Source organism: uncultured Paraglaciecola sp. (assembly GCF_937123705.1).
In the GTDB taxonomy this organism is placed as follows: domain Bacteria; phylum Pseudomonadota; class Gammaproteobacteria; order Enterobacterales; family Alteromonadaceae; genus Paraglaciecola.
The window spans coordinates 24,254-39,284 of record NZ_CAKZKO010000098.1; the positions used below are offsets into that span (position 1 = coordinate 24,254).

13 protein-coding genes are annotated in these 15,031 nt (G+C 41.2%); 12 read left to right on the top strand and 1 reads right to left on the bottom strand.

Translation table 11 applies throughout. The features are described from left to right. Nucleotides 1-42 precede the first annotated feature (42 nt). From Q0688_RS13050 to Q0688_RS13085, 8 genes are read left to right on the top strand one after another with little or no spacing between them, the layout of a single operon-like run. Nucleotides 43-222 (top strand): helix-turn-helix domain-containing protein, encoded by a 180-nt coding sequence (locus Q0688_RS13050; protein ID WP_299077283.1) that lies wholly within the window; start codon nt 43-45, stop codon nt 220-222. Further along, nucleotides 219-2,297 carry an N-6 DNA methylase gene (locus Q0688_RS13055; protein WP_299077286.1) on the top strand — a complete coding sequence of 693 codons (2,079 nt, stop codon included), beginning with the start codon at nt 219-221 and terminating at the stop codon, nt 2,295-2,297. The genes Q0688_RS13050 and Q0688_RS13055 overlap by 4 nt, the downstream gene beginning before the upstream one ends. Continuing rightward, nucleotides 2,294-3,613: a restriction endonuclease subunit S gene (locus Q0688_RS13060; protein WP_299077289.1), complete on the top strand. Its 1,320-nt coding sequence runs from the start codon at nt 2,294-2,296 to the stop codon at nt 3,611-3,613. The genes Q0688_RS13055 and Q0688_RS13060 overlap by 4 nt, the downstream gene beginning before the upstream one ends. Beyond that, the gene (locus tag Q0688_RS13065; RefSeq protein WP_299077292.1) at nt 3,610-6,843 is read left to right on the top strand and encodes a DEAD/DEAH box helicase family protein; all 3,234 of its coding nucleotides are present in this window, start codon (nt 3,610-3,612) and stop codon (nt 6,841-6,843) included. The genes Q0688_RS13060 and Q0688_RS13065 overlap by 4 nt, the downstream gene beginning before the upstream one ends. A 20-nt stretch (nt 6,844-6,863) precedes the next feature. Next, nucleotides 6,864-7,448 carry an anti-phage protein KwaA gene (gene kwaA, locus Q0688_RS13070; RefSeq protein ID WP_299077295.1) on the top strand — a complete coding sequence of 195 codons (585 nt, stop codon included), beginning with the start codon at nt 6,864-6,866 and terminating at the stop codon, nt 7,446-7,448. Then, a complete protein-coding gene (gene kwaB, locus Q0688_RS13075) occupies nt 7,445-8,425 on the top strand; it encodes an anti-phage protein KwaB (RefSeq protein ID WP_299077298.1) in 981 nt (326 codons plus the stop codon). Before kwaA ends, kwaB begins: the two co-directional genes overlap by 4 nt. A 27-nt stretch (nt 8,426-8,452) precedes the next feature. Next, nucleotides 8,453-9,478: a hypothetical protein gene (locus Q0688_RS13080; protein ID WP_299077301.1), complete on the top strand. Its 1,026-nt coding sequence runs from the start codon at nt 8,453-8,455 to the stop codon at nt 9,476-9,478. Between the two features lie 10 nt (nt 9,479-9,488). After that, nucleotides 9,489-9,962 carry a DUF1643 domain-containing protein gene (locus Q0688_RS13085; RefSeq protein WP_299077303.1) on the top strand — a complete coding sequence of 158 codons (474 nt, stop codon included), beginning with the start codon at nt 9,489-9,491 and terminating at the stop codon, nt 9,960-9,962. 7 nt (nt 9,963-9,969) lie between these two features. On the opposite strand, the gene Q0688_RS13090 is transcribed toward Q0688_RS13085, so the two are convergent. Then, nucleotides 9,970-10,149, bottom strand: coding sequence for a hypothetical protein (locus tag Q0688_RS13090; RefSeq protein ID WP_299077306.1), 180 nt, complete (start codon nt 10,147-10,149; stop codon nt 9,970-9,972). Between the two features lie 670 nt (nt 10,150-10,819). Between Q0688_RS13090 and Q0688_RS13095 the strand changes: the two genes are divergently transcribed. The 4 genes from Q0688_RS13095 (at nt 10,820) to prfC (ending at nt 15,004) form a co-directional block, all read left to right on the top strand. Continuing rightward, nucleotides 10,820-11,338, top strand: coding sequence for an antirestriction protein ArdA (locus Q0688_RS13095; protein ID WP_299077309.1), 519 nt, complete (start codon nt 10,820-10,822; stop codon nt 11,336-11,338). A 291-nt stretch (nt 11,339-11,629) separates the two neighbouring features. Further along, nucleotides 11,630-12,415, top strand: a complete 786-nt coding sequence (locus Q0688_RS13100; protein ID WP_299077312.1) for a type IV toxin-antitoxin system AbiEi family antitoxin — start codon at nt 11,630-11,632, stop codon at nt 12,413-12,415. After that, the gene (locus tag Q0688_RS13105) at nt 12,412-13,311 is read left to right on the top strand and encodes a nucleotidyl transferase AbiEii/AbiGii toxin family protein (protein ID WP_299077315.1); all 900 of its coding nucleotides are present in this window, start codon (nt 12,412-12,414) and stop codon (nt 13,309-13,311) included. Before Q0688_RS13100 ends, Q0688_RS13105 begins: the two co-directional genes overlap by 4 nt. A 106-nt stretch (nt 13,312-13,417) precedes the next feature. Further along, a complete protein-coding gene (gene prfC / locus Q0688_RS13110) occupies nt 13,418-15,004 on the top strand; it encodes a peptide chain release factor 3 (RefSeq protein ID WP_299077318.1) in 1,587 nt (528 codons plus the stop codon). Nucleotides 15,005-15,031 lie beyond the last annotated feature (27 nt).

Here is a 15,031-nt window from a genome sequence, read left to right on the forward strand (position 1 = left end):
ATATTCCTCTATTCTCTCAATGTCGTTTTGGTGAGTAAAGCTATGACTGATGAAATCTTGACCTTGAAAGAGGTGGCTGGGTATCTAAAGCTGGCCGAAAAGACGGCTTACAGACTTGCTGCCGAAGGTAAATTGCCCGGATTTAAAGTCGGGGGAAGCTGGCGTTTTCAGCGATCTGATATTGAAAAATGGATAGAAAAACAGAAGAGAAGCGTTAAATGAATATTCTGCAATACGAATCAAAAATCTGGGCGACCGCCGACCTTCTGCGTGGCAGCGGTATTAAAGAATCAGAGTGGCCATCATTTATGATGCCTTTCTTTGCTTTGGTTATGATTGAAAGTCGACTCATTCGTATGTTTGACGAATTGAAAGCAGAAATTGGCGAAGTAGCTTTTAAAGAGATCCAACAAGAAGACCTCTATGATCTCATCAAAGATAAAGGCCAAGGCTATAACATCTTTATTTTTGAGAAAAACCAATCCTTAGCGGATATTTGTAAAAATGATAAATCTTTTGATATTGACTTCGATGCTTACCTTCATGGTTTCGATGGTGAAACAAAAGATCTGCTTGGTGTTGATGCAGTTGAAGGTGAGAAGTTTCTCGATATTCGAGGTGTGATTGCCAAGCTAAAGGCCAAGAAGGTATTGCTAGGCTACACCAAGCTTTGGGCTGAAATTGACTTAAAGCCTTTTAATAACTCTGAAATCACCACCCTAGAAGAGCACATCAAACGTAAATGGGCTGATATTTCAGCAGAAACCGCTGGGGAGCAGTACACCCCCGATGATGTTATTGCGCTTATTAGTGATATTGTGGCTTCAAAAATTGATGAGTCGGATAAACTACTTAAGATTTATGACTGCACTTGCGGCGGCGGAAACATGCTGTTTGGTGTTGAAGATCGTATTAACAAAAAATTTAAACGCTTAACGCAAACCTACGGGCAGGACTGGAACGACGCGCTTTATGCCCTGGCAAAGATAGAAAGTCGATTCCGCCCAGACTCAAAAATCGAACATGGCAACACCCTAGTCGATGATAAGTTCGACAACGAAGAGTTCGATGTGGTTATTGCAAATCCGCCTTACGGTGTGAGTTGGTCAGGCTATTCTAAAGATATTCAAAACGATAAAACCGAACGTTTTAAGTTCTTGCCATCCATATCAGATGGGCAGTTGCTCTTTATGCAACACCTTATCTCCAAGCTAGATTCAAATGGTATTGGCGTTGTTGTTCATAATGGCTCGACATTATTCAGTGGCGACGCTGGCTCGGCTGAAAGTAACATCCGCAAATGGATGCTAGAAAGTAAATTGGTCGAAGCCGTTATCCAACTTCCCACCGACGAGTTCTTTAACACTGGCATTCATACATACCTATGGGTACTGAACAAAAACAGATCTCCAGACAGTGAAAACAACGTCTTGCTAATTAATGCAAGTGAGAAATGGACAGAATTAAAGAAAAGCAAAGGCTCAAAGAAACGCGAAGTGTCCGAAACTCAGCGATCTGAAGTTGTAAAGGCATTGACGGAATATCAAGACAGTGACTTCACCAAAGTCTTTGAAAAAGAACACTTCTATTTCAACAAACAAGCAATCATGCTAACCAATGTTGATCAAAACGGTTTAAGCTTTGAGTCACACCTGCCTGTGAAGGAAAATAAAAAAACGGGCGAAATGAAGCGGGCTACGTCACAGGTATTAAATGTGACCTCCTTAACCGATGGTGACAAACAGCTTACTGAGTTTTCTATTACAGAATTTGATAAAGAATCCTATGTCTCATTGCAGGAGTATTTTGAACAAGATATCAAACCGTTTGTTGCCAGCCTGAATTATAAAGAGCAGCCGCTCAAAGTCACAACTGGCGAAAATATCTACCACTACGATGATGAGCAAGAAACCCTTATAAAAGAAGATCATAATACTGGTTCAATTCAAGCATTAGGCTGTGGAAAAATTGTCATCAAAGCCACATTTAAAAAGGCTACCAAAAAACTAGCACAGCGAATCGAAATATCAGTTGAATTAACTCCTGACTACCAAAAAGATTACGAAGTGATTCCTTTTAACAAAGACCCCGATTTGAACCAGAAAGCCATTGAAGCCTTCATGACGAAGTACATCAGCAAGCCGTTTGAATATCTTGAGAATGTGATCGGCGCGGAAATAAATTTTAATAAGATTTTCTACAAGCCAGAGGCGCAACACAGTGTTGAAGATGTTTTAAAGGAAATAGCAGCGCTTGAGGAAGAGCTGAAACAACTGGATGAGGCTATCTCACTATGAAGCTGCATTCAGAAACCTATGATTCGTATAAAAAAACCGAAGGCGAATGGTCAGAGACTATCCCTAGTGAGTGGCAAGAAAAACGCGTAAAAGATATTTTTAGGTTAGTAACCGACGCTGCCCCAGCAGACAATGATTATGAGCTGCTTTCTGTATATGCAGGCATTGGGGTAAAACCACGCAAAGACTTGGAAGCAAGAGGGAACAAAGCTAGTTCAACCGATGGATATTGGATTGTCAGAAAGAACGATATTGTTGTGAACAAGCTTTTGGCATGGATGGGATCAGTAGGTTTATCTGAGTATGAAGGTGTTACCAGCCCTGCCTATGACGTATTGAGACAGGTAAGCAAAGATATTGACCCAAGGTACTTTGCTTATCTTTTTAGAACTGAAATAGCTAAAAAGATATTCCGTAAAAATTCTCGTGGCATCATGGACATGCGTTTGCGTCTTTACTTTGACAAGCTTGGAGCTATTACTGTCCCATATCCTTCACAAAAAGAACAATCCTTAATATCTGACTATATAGATGTCAAGACGTCGAAAATAGATAAAAAAATTAGCTTGCTTAGAAGAAAAATAGAACTCTACCGAAAACTAAAAGAAAATATTATAAGGAAGACAATATTTACAGGATTAAACCCGTCTGTTGAAACTTATGATACTGGAATTGTTGGATTTGAACGAATACCAACACATTGGCAACTAAAAAGATTTAAAGAGATATTCAGTAAAACCCATACAGGTTGGACGCCAAATACAAAAAGCGATTCAAGTTATGTCGGGAATAATATTTGGGTCACAATTGGTGACATGAATCAAAAATATGTATCTGAATCTAAAAACAAACTCAGCGAAGAAGCAATAGGAGATTCCAATATAATTATAACTCCCAAGGGATCTCTTTTGTTTAGTTTTAAATTGTCGGTAGGTAAGGTTGCATTTGCTGGATGCGACTTATTTACAAACGAAGCGATAATTTCAATTGAGAAGGATAGGAACGTAAACCTTGATTATTTTTATTATGCCTTACCAATACTGCTAGTTTTGGCAGCCAAGGAAAATATATATGGAGCAAAGCTGCTCAATCAAGGTTTGATATTTAATGCTCCACTTATATTCCCTCCCAGAGATGAACAGGAAAATATAGTCAAATATTTAGATTTAAAAGTTAACTCGACAGACGATTTTATCGACAAAGTTGAACGGCAAATAGAAAAGCAACTAGAGTTGAGGCTGGCCTTAATAAATGATGCGGTTATTGGGAATATTCAGATAGACGAAAATGCAATTTCAGAAGGAGTCAATAGATGAATGAACTACACCTACAAGATAAGTTCTTGATTCCCTTCTTCTGCAATGACCTTGGTTACAATGAAGTCAAAGCCAACACCGTAACAAACTCCCTGATAATTGAAGAAGACCTAGAAGCTTTTATCAGCGACACTGATCTCAACAAAAAGGCTTACGATACGCTACTAAAAAAGTATAAGGGTGATAAAGCCCTATTACTTAAAGAACTCATTGAGTTAATTCAAGAGCGAATCGGTAGCAGCCGAAATATGGCTTTGTTTATCAACGCGAATAAGTCGATTACCCTGCAAGGTGTAAAGCTTCATTTATTCTATCCCAGTGACAGCGTCATTCACGGCAACAATTTATTTGAACAGAATATCTTTTCTGTTGTACAGGAGCTGCCTTATAAGTTTAAATTTCAGGGCGAGCAGATATTCTCATTCCGGCCTGATATCGTACTTTTTGTAAATGGTATCTACCTTGGTTATAGCGAACTAAAAAGTAACTATACCAGCCAAAACGCCAGTAAAAACGGGCGCGGTAAGGTCATAAAAGACTACTTTGAAGCGGTAAAAACCTATCACCAGCATGTCGATAGTAATGATATGTTGAGTGAGAATGAAAAGCTTGCACAGCGCAAAGACTTCTTAAAGGTTTTCGAGAAAGCCATACATATCACCACAACGGATATTGGTGAAACTTATGTTATTCGCACCATTGCCGACTACTTTGACGAAATACTCACAACCTGCCGTGAAGGTAAGTTTGACAGAGAAGAGATAGAAAAGAAGGCTCATGGTGTATTTAAGCTGTACCCGCTGTTAAACCCTGAAGCTGATAAAAAAGGTAAGTTAAAAGAACTGTTCAACGCTCTGTATAGTCAGTTCATGATAGAGAAGGAAGTCCTTTACTACAACTTTATTGAGCGTGACGTACACGTTAAAAAAGGCGTAAAAGAAGTAAAGAATGAGCCCGGGTTTTTGATCTCTCCACGACCAAAACAGAAGTTTGGTACCGATAAAATTATGGCTAAGATAGATGAATTCTTAGACCATGAGCAAGACCCAGACTACTTTGAAAAACTATTAGAGAAACAATTGACAGGGGTAAGCGAGTCTAAAAAATCCGAGCTACTCCAAAAGCGCAAAGCCTACTCAAATAACAAAAATGTTTATTCGCTATTAATGCAATATGCAGCAGGATTTGGTAAGTCAAATATTATCGGTTGGTCGGCGCTTCAGTTAAAAGATCTTCGTCGCCCAGACGAAAATGGCAATATACAATACGTTTACGACAAGGTCATGATAGTCGTTGACCGATTGCAGCTTCGTAGCCAGATAGACTCATTAATGCTTAACATGAATATTGATAAGCGCTTGGTGGTTGAGGCTACGAACAAGAAAACCTTTCAAAATGCTTTAGCCTCTGACAGTCGAATTGTGATTGTTAACTTACAGAAGTTCGGCGCCGTTAAAGAGATGATGGATGCGAGTGTTTTAGCAAAGCTTGCCAAAATGCGTATCGTTTTTCTTATCGATGAGATACATCGCTCTAATAGTGGTGACCAGCATGAAGAAATGGTCAGTATCTTCGACGAATTGCAAAGTCCTTTTGATGGCGAAGCTTATGCTGGGAAGGCAACGAAGAAGAACTTAATTGTCGGTTTCACCGCTACACCGGATGATCACACGCTGGCACGTTTTGGTGAATTTAGCGGCTATGCAGAAAGCGAAAAGCTTTGGCGACCATTTGATAGCTTTACCATGAAAGAAGCAATTGAAGATGGGTTTATCCTCAATCCGCTTAAAAACATTGTGCCTGTGGCATCCAAAATGTTATTCGACCTTCCTTCTAACCCTCTTGAAGGCTTCACCGAGAAAGAATTTAAGGATGCACAAAAGAAGCAAGTATATGAGAACCGCGACCGTATAGACGCGATATCTAAATACGTAGCTGACCTTCTGGTAAAAGATGTTTATCGTCAAATCCGTGGTACAGGTAAAGCCATGCTTGCCGTGTATTCCATTAAATCAGCTATTGCCTACAAGGAAGCAATAACCAAATACTTTAAAGAGCTGGTTCAGCTGCCAAAGTATGAGAAATACTCCGAAGCGCCAATACATATAGTGTATTCAAGCAATCAGGACGAGCAAAGTGCTACTGGCTTGAATGAGGGTTTATCTGAAGAAAAAGTATTGGAGAACTTTGCGCTAAAGAAGAACGGCTTGATCATTGTTGTAGCCAAGCTTCAAACTGGCTTCGATGAGAAGAAACTGCATACATTATTTTTAGATAAGGAAATTCGTGGCATCAGCGCTATACAAACGATATCCCGAGTTAACAGAACGGCCAAACATAAGAATGACTGTAAGATTGTCGATTTCTCGTATAACAATGTAAACGTTCAGAACATCAAAGATGCATTTGAGCATTTCTCAGACGTTGTCGTCAGCGACTTTGATCCTTTTGGGGATAAAAAAGTGCTTGATATTCTCCTTTCTGAGCTCAACAAATCAGATACATATGATAAATTCTTCAATGTATTTATGGGGATTTATAAAGACCCTGTTAAGCGAGAACAGCCTGAGTCATATCTGGACTTTGAAAGTAGCCTTAAGAAGTATGTCGAAGCAAATCCCCAGCGCACATCAGATACCAAAGCTAAAGTAGCACAGTACTTCACCATACTGAATCGCATTGAATTTGTTATAGCCTTGGATGCTAAATACAGCGAATCAAGCTTTCTGTTTTTTTGGCGTAAATTCAACACTCTTTATAATATGCTTCACCGTAGTGAAGATGTAAAAGACCCAATCGAAGTGTACTTCGACAATCAGATTGGAATGGTTGAAGTCGTTGCAGAGGAAACTAAAAAGAAAAAGAAGAAGCCCACAGAGGTCGCTACAGGTGGTGTTACGGGGCCGGGAGGTCAGTATGACATTCTTGCGATTATTGCGGCTAGAAATGAGAAAGAGGAAAAGATAGGATCTTTGATCAAGGAATTCGAAAGTAAGATCGAGGATTTCTTTGAGTATGTTAGGCAGGCACCTGAAGGCGAGAGACTTGTGGTGAAAATAAAGTCAAATGTGTCTGAGGACGAGATATCCCAAGACTTTTCTAAAATATACCGGCGTTACCGAGCATTGTATCGATCAAAAGTTGGAGATTTTTTCTTTAAGGAGACGGAAGATCTCGTAGATAAGCTTTGCGACGATTTTGAGCACGGCATTCGTTTAAAGAACAAATGATAGATATGATTGGGAAGAATATGGATGAGATAAGACGAAAAATTGATTTATATATACTATCTCTAGCATTGCTGTTTGTCTTTTTTATTATTATTACCTTGAACATTCCCATGTGTTTTGGGGATGGCTGTAAGCCGGTTGGAATTGACTATCTAGTTTCAAGCAATATTGTTTCCTGCGTCTGTTTTGCAATGTTGGTGTACTGTGTAATTGCGTACAAGAGGTTTAGCTTTGATCTGAACGGTGCGACTGATATCCCCTTTGAGATTACCAAGATTCAGGGGATTAACTATGAACACCTCACGTTTTTGGCGACCTATGTGGTGCCTTTAATAAGTTTTGATTTTGGTAGTGTCAGACAAATGATCGTACTTGCTCTTCTTCTGATCGTTATGGGTATCATCTATATAAAAACTGATTTGTTCTATGCGAATCCATCGCTGGCACTGTTAGGTTTTCATATCTATGAGGCAGATGGGAATTTCAAGAATGGCGACAGGGATGGAATGATCTTAATTTGTCGAGGTAGGTTGTCCCGAGGTGAAAAAGTTGAATATATAAAATTGGACGAAAGAATTTACTACGTTAAGAAGGTTAAGGAATGACTGAGGAAGAATTAAAACAAAGCCTTGAAGAGGTTTATAGTCAAGTCGATGAGATTGGCGTTGCTGTCTACGTATTGCTGAAAGGTGATGGTGAGCTGGAACCCAAAAAACTCGATATTGAAGGAGATTCTCTGGATGATCTCAAGAACCTATTCATTGGAAGTCTTAGGGAAAATGTCACTGAGAAAGAAGACCTAACAGTGTTGAATCTGTCTTCCTCAGACGAGCGCACAAATGCAATCTATTTGTACGATTTGGAGGTTCCTTCTGAACTGATGTCAATGGATACAATTATCCAGAGTGATGATATTCCTCTTTTTGATTTTTCAGAGTGTGATCTTTCGCGCATTAAGTCACTTCTGATTGAGATTGGTAACAATACCCACCAGATCGTATTGTACAAATCGATGGCTCCCGTAAATATATTCGGGAGATCTAGCTTCTTTATGAAAAAGGATAATCAGAGGTTTAAGAGAATTGACGACGAATTTGTGCGAATCAGCGCAGGTTTTCAGTTGATGAAGATTTCTGGTGAGCTATTCGTAGTCGATCTTGGCGCTATAGAAAAGGCGTTTGGTTTTCATGATGTAATCATTCGAGAGGCCGCGCTTGGAATTGAAGCTATAGATACAATGGAAATCATTGAGAATATCGACACGCTTAGTGAACTGGTTACTGACGTTAAGTATGCTCGGAAATTTACTAAAATTGCAAAGTCTTCACCTGTGATACGCGCCAATATTGATAATTCTCGAATAATTCAGTTTTGTAAAACATTTCCGCAATTACAAGGCCGGATTCGATTTAATGACGCAGAGGACAAAATACATTTAGATACAAAGGTGTCGAAGGATCTGTTTATACAGCTATTAATGGACAATTTCCTGACATCCGAGCTTACAAACTTCCACTATAAGAGTGTGGCAAAGGACGAGGCTGACGAGCCAAACGGCGAAGAGGCGGTTGCAAGTGAATAATATCTATATACCGCGAAGGAAGGTGGTATGAGTCTATATCAAATAACAGATGATGGGCTCTCGCCTTTGGTTTCTACGAGTTTCAAAGAAGAAAACTTTTGGGAGAGACGCGATCTTCAAAGGCTCCTAAAGGCCAATGTAGAGGTGATCGATCCTGACGTTTTGATAATCGCCGAGGAATTTGGTGACTGGGATGAAAGTGGACGACGCGTCGATTTATTGGCAATCGATAGAGATGCCAATCTTGTCGTTATTGAGCTAAAGCGCACCGATGATGGTGGGCATATGGAACTGCAAGCTATCCGCTATGCGGCCATGGTTGCAAATATGACTTGGGATCAAGCCAAGGTAGCGTTTCAAAAATACCTAACCAGCAATTCAATGGATTTAGATGCTGAAGCCAGAATGTGCGAATTTCTAGGGTGGGAATCGCCCAGAGAGGATGATTTTGCTCAGAATGTTCGTATTGTACTTGCTTCAGCCAATTTTTCGAAAGAAATTACTACATCAGTTTTGTGGCTCAATGATCGTGACTTAGATATTAGCTGTGTTCGTCTGTCACTGCATAAGATCGATGACAAGTTGGTTCTCAGTGCAGATCAAATTATTCCTCTTCCTGAAGCAGAAAGCTATCAAATTGAAGTTAAACAGAAGCGAAGAGAAGAGCGTGTGTCTCGGGTGTCTAAGAAAGACAGATCACTATTTACAATTTCATATGAAGATGAAGTCTTTGAGAGTGAATTCAAAAAGTCCGATATTGGATACCATACAGTCATGCTTTTGGAATCCAAGGGGCTGATTGATGAAGAAGTCTTTGAAATGTTGCGGGAAGACACTTCTTGCAGTTTCAAATTGTTGAAGCGACCCGATGAAATGACAGAAACAGAAAGGCGCTATTCAAAGTATAGGTTTAACCGAGCCCCAGAGTTTAATTATGATGGGCAGGGTTACTATATCGCACGTAACTGGGGAGTTAGTAATACACCAAAATTTATTGAAAAGATGGAATCTCAATTCTCAGGGCTGAAATATTCCTCAACAGCAAATACTTGAGGTAAGGGTTTTGGAGAAGTCCGCAGTTATTTCTGAATGTGGTTTATACCGATATGAACTTCGCAGAGTCTGGGATACCAATAGGCCATGGGTATTATTTATCTGCCTTAATCCTTCAACGGCAGACCATGAAACCGAAGATAATACATCGCGTGTTTGTATAAATTACGCCAAACGCTGGGGGTATGGCGGTTTGGTAATTGCCAATTTATTTGCTTATCGTTCAACTGATCCGTCTGAGTTGTATAAAGTTTCAGACCCAGTAGGAAGCGATAATGATAAATACCTCAGAAAATTGAGCGGTGAAGCATCGGAAACCGTTTGCGCTTGGAGTGATGATGGCGGTTATCTTGATAGGGACTTGGCTGTATTACCATTACTGCGGAAGCCTAAATGCTTGACCATGTTGAAAAGCGGTAGACCCGGACATCCTTTGTATAAAAATAAGGAATTGAAGCCAATTCCTCTGATCTTGGGCAATTGAAAGTAACTCAAGGGCGTAGAACCCTTGAGCTGATTTCTCGTTGAATGTTTTCGATAGATGCCAGAGCGTTTCTGCGCTCGTGGGTGTTGGCATTGCTTTTAGCCAATTCGTTGAAGCTTTCTCGTAATAAAATATGTAGCTCGTTTTTGTTTTTTGCGGCTAATTCAAATCTTGTTAGTAGTTTCATTTTACTCTCCTTTGTTTGGAGACCGTGCCATCACGATCTTTGTAGGAGAGAGGTCAGTTCATAGATGTGAAACCGCACCTTTGGTTGCAACGGCAGAGGAAAAGCTTGCCTGTAATATTTAGGCAAGCTTGCGAGTTTTCTAATATCTGTGTGCTTAAATCTGATTAAAAGTCTGTTTGGTATTGTTGTGCATTTTTTGTAAAGGAGAGCGGTGGAACACGCCTCATGATTTATTTGTAGCGAAAGATAGCTTTGTCACATTATTTTCTTAGATAATTTATGGGGAAACGGCTTTCCCCTGCTTCAACCGCATGGATAACACTCATGCGTTTTCCGATACCCCATTCCAGCAGGGATACCCTGCAACGACCCGTATAAAGAAAATACTGAGGAACTCACCATGAAATAATTGGCGAGTTCGCATTGAATAGATTGGTTTCCCCTTTTGGGTAGACCTAAAAATATCACATAACTTGTCTCCATCAAGACATCCCCCAGCCTTCCGCGCCAAAAGCTAAAGCAGGCTTGTGCAGACTGGGTGGTTCCCCCTGTCTGGATTACGCCAAAACATGAGATTTTACACTCGCCTCCATTGTCATTCCTGCTCGCTCATTTTCTGGGGTTTCTCAACCCCAAAAGGGGTGTGTTTTTAAGATATAGGAGAAAAGACATGAGCGAAGAATTAAGAGTATATGTTGCGGATTTGGCGGCTTACAACAATGGTTGTCTGCATGGGGTCTGGATCGATGCCACGTTAGAGCTGGACGAAATGCAAGATCAAGTAAACGAGATGTTAAAAGCTACCCCACTGGACGAGGAGGCAGAAGAATATGCAATCCATGATTATGAAGGTTTTGGAGCGTATAAGGTCAGCGAATATGAAGGGCTGGAATCCGTGCATGACGTGGCTTGTTTCTTGGAAGAGCATGGAGAAGTTGCAGGCGATGTATTAGCCTATTTTGGCGACAATTTAGAAGATGCCCAAAAAGCCTTAGAAGAAAACTATAACGGCTGTTACAACTCCCTTGCAGACTATGCCGAGGAGCTAACCACCGAGACCAGCGAAGTGCCTGAGCATTTAGCCTTCTATATCGATTACGAAAAGATGGGGCGTGATATGGAACTAAGCGGAGATGTTTTCACCGTTGAGACTGGATACCAAGAAGTACACGTATTTTGGAGTCACTAAATAGATGAAGCCCTTGCTAAGGTGGGGGCTTCATCAGCCGCGCTTTTGAGGCTCAACGGCCTGTTGGCCTTAGTCCGCTCATGCTTCGCTTGTATTGTCTCCTGCTGAGCCAAACTGAGCCTCAAAAGCTGCTCTTGCGCCTAGGCAGTCACAAGGGCAAAGGCAGTGTTGACGATGATATCGTCTGAGTTTGTTTAAAAATAATAATATTTGGGTATTTAAAATACCTAAATAATAGGTAAATTAAACCTTTTTATTGATATGGTTTAAAAAAACAGATATATTGGAAGTATGAATACCGAGAGAGAGTCAAAATTAAACACTCTGCTTGGCACTCAGCCTTCAGGCATAGTGCTCTCTTCGTCATGGTTGACTGATCAGGGCTATAGCCTCGATTTACAAAAGCAGTACAAGAAAAGCCAGTGGTTTGATTCTATCGGCACAGGTGCCTTGATACGCCATGGTGATCAGGTGGATTATCTGGGCGGCATCTATGCGTTGCAGTCCCAACTAGGCCTCTTTACGCATCCAGCGGCTAAAACGGCGCTGTCCTTGCAGGGGAAAGCCCATTATTTGGAGCTTTCTACCAAGAAGGTGCAGCTTTTTGGCGGTAAAGATGAAAGCTTGCCGCTTTGGTTTAAAAAGCGGGATTGGGGTTTAAGTGTAGAGAGCAAGATGACGAGCTTTTTGCCACCTAATCTAGGCTTGGTAGAGATCGACCATAAGAGTTTTAAGGTAAAAGTATCCAGCCCCGCACGCGCGGTGATGGAATGCTTATATTTAGCGCCAAAGTCTCAGCCGCTTATGGAAGTGTTTGAGCTTATGGAAGGCTTGAATAATTTGCGGCCAGCGACAGTGCAAAAATTATTGGAAGAGTGCAGTTCTGTGAAGGTGAAGCGCCTGTTTTTGTATTTGGCAGATAAAGCAGGTCATGAATGGCTCAGTTATATCGATCTGGATAACGTCGATTTGGGTTCAGGCAAGCGCGCCATCGTGAGTGATGGCGTTTATGTTGCGAAATACCAGATAACTGTTCCCAAGGCTCTCGATTCAATCAATGGAGAGGCAGCGGCATGAATAACGCCTATACAAAACAGGTGAATCTGCTCTTGGATGTGTTGCCAGAGGTCGCTAAAGAGGCCTGTTTTGCCATGCATGGTGGCACGGCAATCAACCTTTTTGTGCGTGATATGCCAAGGCTATCGGTTGATATCGACTTAACCTACGTTGAAATAGCCGAGCGTAATGAAACGCTGGATGGCATTAACGCAGCCCTTATTCGCATTAAAGAACGTATCGAGGGCTTGCGCCCATCGATACGCATTCAGCATAAGGAGAATGTCTGTAAGCTCCAGCTTGATGAGCGCGGTGTGATGATCAAGATTGAAGTGAATATGGTGGGGCGTGGCTTGATAGGTGGGGCTACCAAAGCGTCACTATGTGAAACTGCTCAACAACAGTTTGACGTATTTTGTGCGATGCCGCTTGTGCCATTAGCACAGCTATACGGCGGCAAAATTTGTGCTGCCATAGACAGGCAGCACCCAAGAGATTTATTTGATGTAAAACTTCTGTTAGATAACGAAGGCTTTACGGATGAGATTAAACGCGGGTTTTTATTTGGGCTGGTGAGTAGTAATCGCCCGACCCATGAAATGTTAAATCCGCATTTGCTCGATCAGCGCATGGCATTTGAGAATCAGTTTGAAGGCATGAGCGCAATAGAATTTAGTTACGATGAGTATGAAGCCACAAGGCTTCAATTAATCGAAACGATACAAGTCGGTTTGAATGAAAGCGATAAAGTGTTTCTAAAAAGCTTTAATAGCTTAGAGCCAGATTGGTCGATTTATGATTTTCAGGATTTTCCATCGGTGAAATGGAAACTCCTGAACTTAGAGAAGTTTAAAACAGAAAACCCAGAAACCTATCAGCAGCAATTAAGCGAGCTGGACAAGGTTTTGGCGCAATAATGTATAGCGTGGCGCTTATTCTGTAGAATAGTGCGCTTTTCAGTCCCCCAAGGGGGTAACTTTATAAACAAGTACAAATTTAAGTACAAATTAGGATTTTGAAGGTATGGGTGATAGCAATTTTATCAATGAAATCAACAAGAGACGCACTTTTGCTATCATCTCGCATCCGGATGCGGGTAAAACCACTATTACCGAAAAAGTATTGTTGTTTGGTAATGCTTTACAAAAAGCCGGTACGGTAAAAGGTAAAAAGTCCGGTCAGCATGCCAAATCAGATTGGATGGAGATGGAAAAAGAGCGGGGGATATCCGTTACCACTTCTGTGATGCAATTTCCGTATCGTGAATGCACAGTAAACTTGTTAGATACACCAGGCCATGAAGATTTTTCAGAAGATACCTATCGTACGTTAACGGCTGTTGATTCATGTTTGATGGTAATAGACGCGGCTAAAGGTGTAGAAGCCCGTACCATTAAGTTGATGGATGTCACCCGTTTACGAGATACGCCTATTATTACTTTTATGAACAAGCTTGATAGGGATACCCGCGATCCCATCGACTTGTTAGATGAAGTAGAAACCGTACTCAATATTAAATGTGCTCCTATTACTTGGCCTATTGGCATGGGCAAGGAATTCAAAGGGATATACCATCTACTTCGCGATGAAACCGTTTTGTACCAAACGGGAATGGGTCACACCATTCAAGAGTTGCGTGTAATAAAAGGATTAGATAATCCAGAATTGGACACAGCCATTGGCAGTTATGCCGATGAACTTAGAGACATGCTTGAGTTAGTGAAAGGGGCATCTCACGAATTTAATCACGAAGAATTTTTAGCTGGCGAGCTCACCCCAGTGTTTTTTGGTACGGCTATGGGTAACTTTGGTGTTGACCATATGCTTGATGGCTTAGTTGAATGGGCGCCTTTGCCCCAAGGCCGTGAAACCAGTGAACGTAAAGTCGAATCTGGCGAGTCTAAATTCAGCGGTTTTGTATTTAAAATACAGGCCAATATGGATCCTAAACACCGCGACCGTATTGCGTTTTGCCGCATAGTGTCGGGCAAATACGAAAAAGGCATGAAGATGCATCAAACCCGTATAGGCAAAGATGTGCGGGTGTCCGACGCCTTAACCTTTTTAGCGGGGGATCGCGAACTCCTGCAAGAAGCTTACGCCGGTGACATCATTGGCTTGCACAACCACGGGTCGATTCAAATTGGTGATACCTTTACCTCAGGGGAAAAATTTCGTTTTGCCGGTATTCCTAACTTTGCCCCAGAATTATTTAAGCGAATACGCCTAAAAGATCCACTGAAACAAAAACAATTACAAAAAGGCCTGATTCAATTAGCTGAAGAGGGCGCAGTGCAAGTATTTAGACCATTGCAAAACAATGATTTGATAGTGGGGGCTGTGGGTGTACTGCAATTTGATGTTGTGGTAGCCAGATTAAAAGGTGAATACAACGTTGATGCCATGTACGAGCATATCAACGTGTATACCGCCCAGTGGGTAACGTCAAACGATCCTCGAAAACTTGACGAGTTTAGACGTAAAGCAGAAGCCAATTTATCCCTAGATGGCAGTGATAACTTAGCTTATATCGCGCCAACTCGGGTTAACTTGAGTCTGGCTCAAGAGCGTTACCCAGATATTGAATTTCACACTACTCGTGAGCACTAACACGGTATTTACCACAGCCTGTAGCAT

Bases quoted from the DNA above. Each gene is read 5' to 3' on its own strand.
- Q0688_RS13095 (WP_299077309.1), top strand. From the start codon at position 10,820: ATGAGCGAAGAATTAAGAGTATATGTTGCGGATTTGGCGGCTTACAAC.
- Q0688_RS13065 (WP_299077292.1), top strand. From the start codon at position 3,610: ATGAATGAACTACACCTACAAGATAAGTTCTTGATTCCCTTCTTCTGC.
- kwaB (WP_299077298.1), top strand. From the start codon at position 7,445: ATGACTGAGGAAGAATTAAAACAAAGCCTTGAAGAGGTTTATAGTCAA.
- Q0688_RS13100 (WP_299077312.1), top strand. From the start codon at position 11,630: ATGAATACCGAGAGAGAGTCAAAATTAAACACTCTGCTTGGCACTCAG.
- Q0688_RS13080 (WP_299077301.1), top strand. From the start codon at position 8,453: ATGAGTCTATATCAAATAACAGATGATGGGCTCTCGCCTTTGGTTTCT.
- kwaA (WP_299077295.1), top strand. From the start codon at position 6,864: ATGGATGAGATAAGACGAAAAATTGATTTATATATACTATCTCTAGCA.
- Q0688_RS13055 (WP_299077286.1), top strand. From the start codon at position 219: ATGAATATTCTGCAATACGAATCAAAAATCTGGGCGACCGCCGACCTT.
- Q0688_RS13105 (WP_299077315.1), top strand. From the start codon at position 12,412: ATGAATAACGCCTATACAAAACAGGTGAATCTGCTCTTGGATGTGTTG.
- Q0688_RS13050 (WP_299077283.1), top strand. From the start codon at position 43: ATGACTGATGAAATCTTGACCTTGAAAGAGGTGGCTGGGTATCTAAAG.
- prfC (WP_299077318.1), top strand. From the start codon at position 13,418: ATGGGTGATAGCAATTTTATCAATGAAATCAACAAGAGACGCACTTTT.
- Q0688_RS13090 (WP_299077306.1), bottom strand. From the start codon at position 10,149: ATGAAACTACTAACAAGATTTGAATTAGCCGCAAAAAACAAAAACGAG.
- Q0688_RS13060 (WP_299077289.1), top strand. From the start codon at position 2,294: ATGAAGCTGCATTCAGAAACCTATGATTCGTATAAAAAAACCGAAGGC.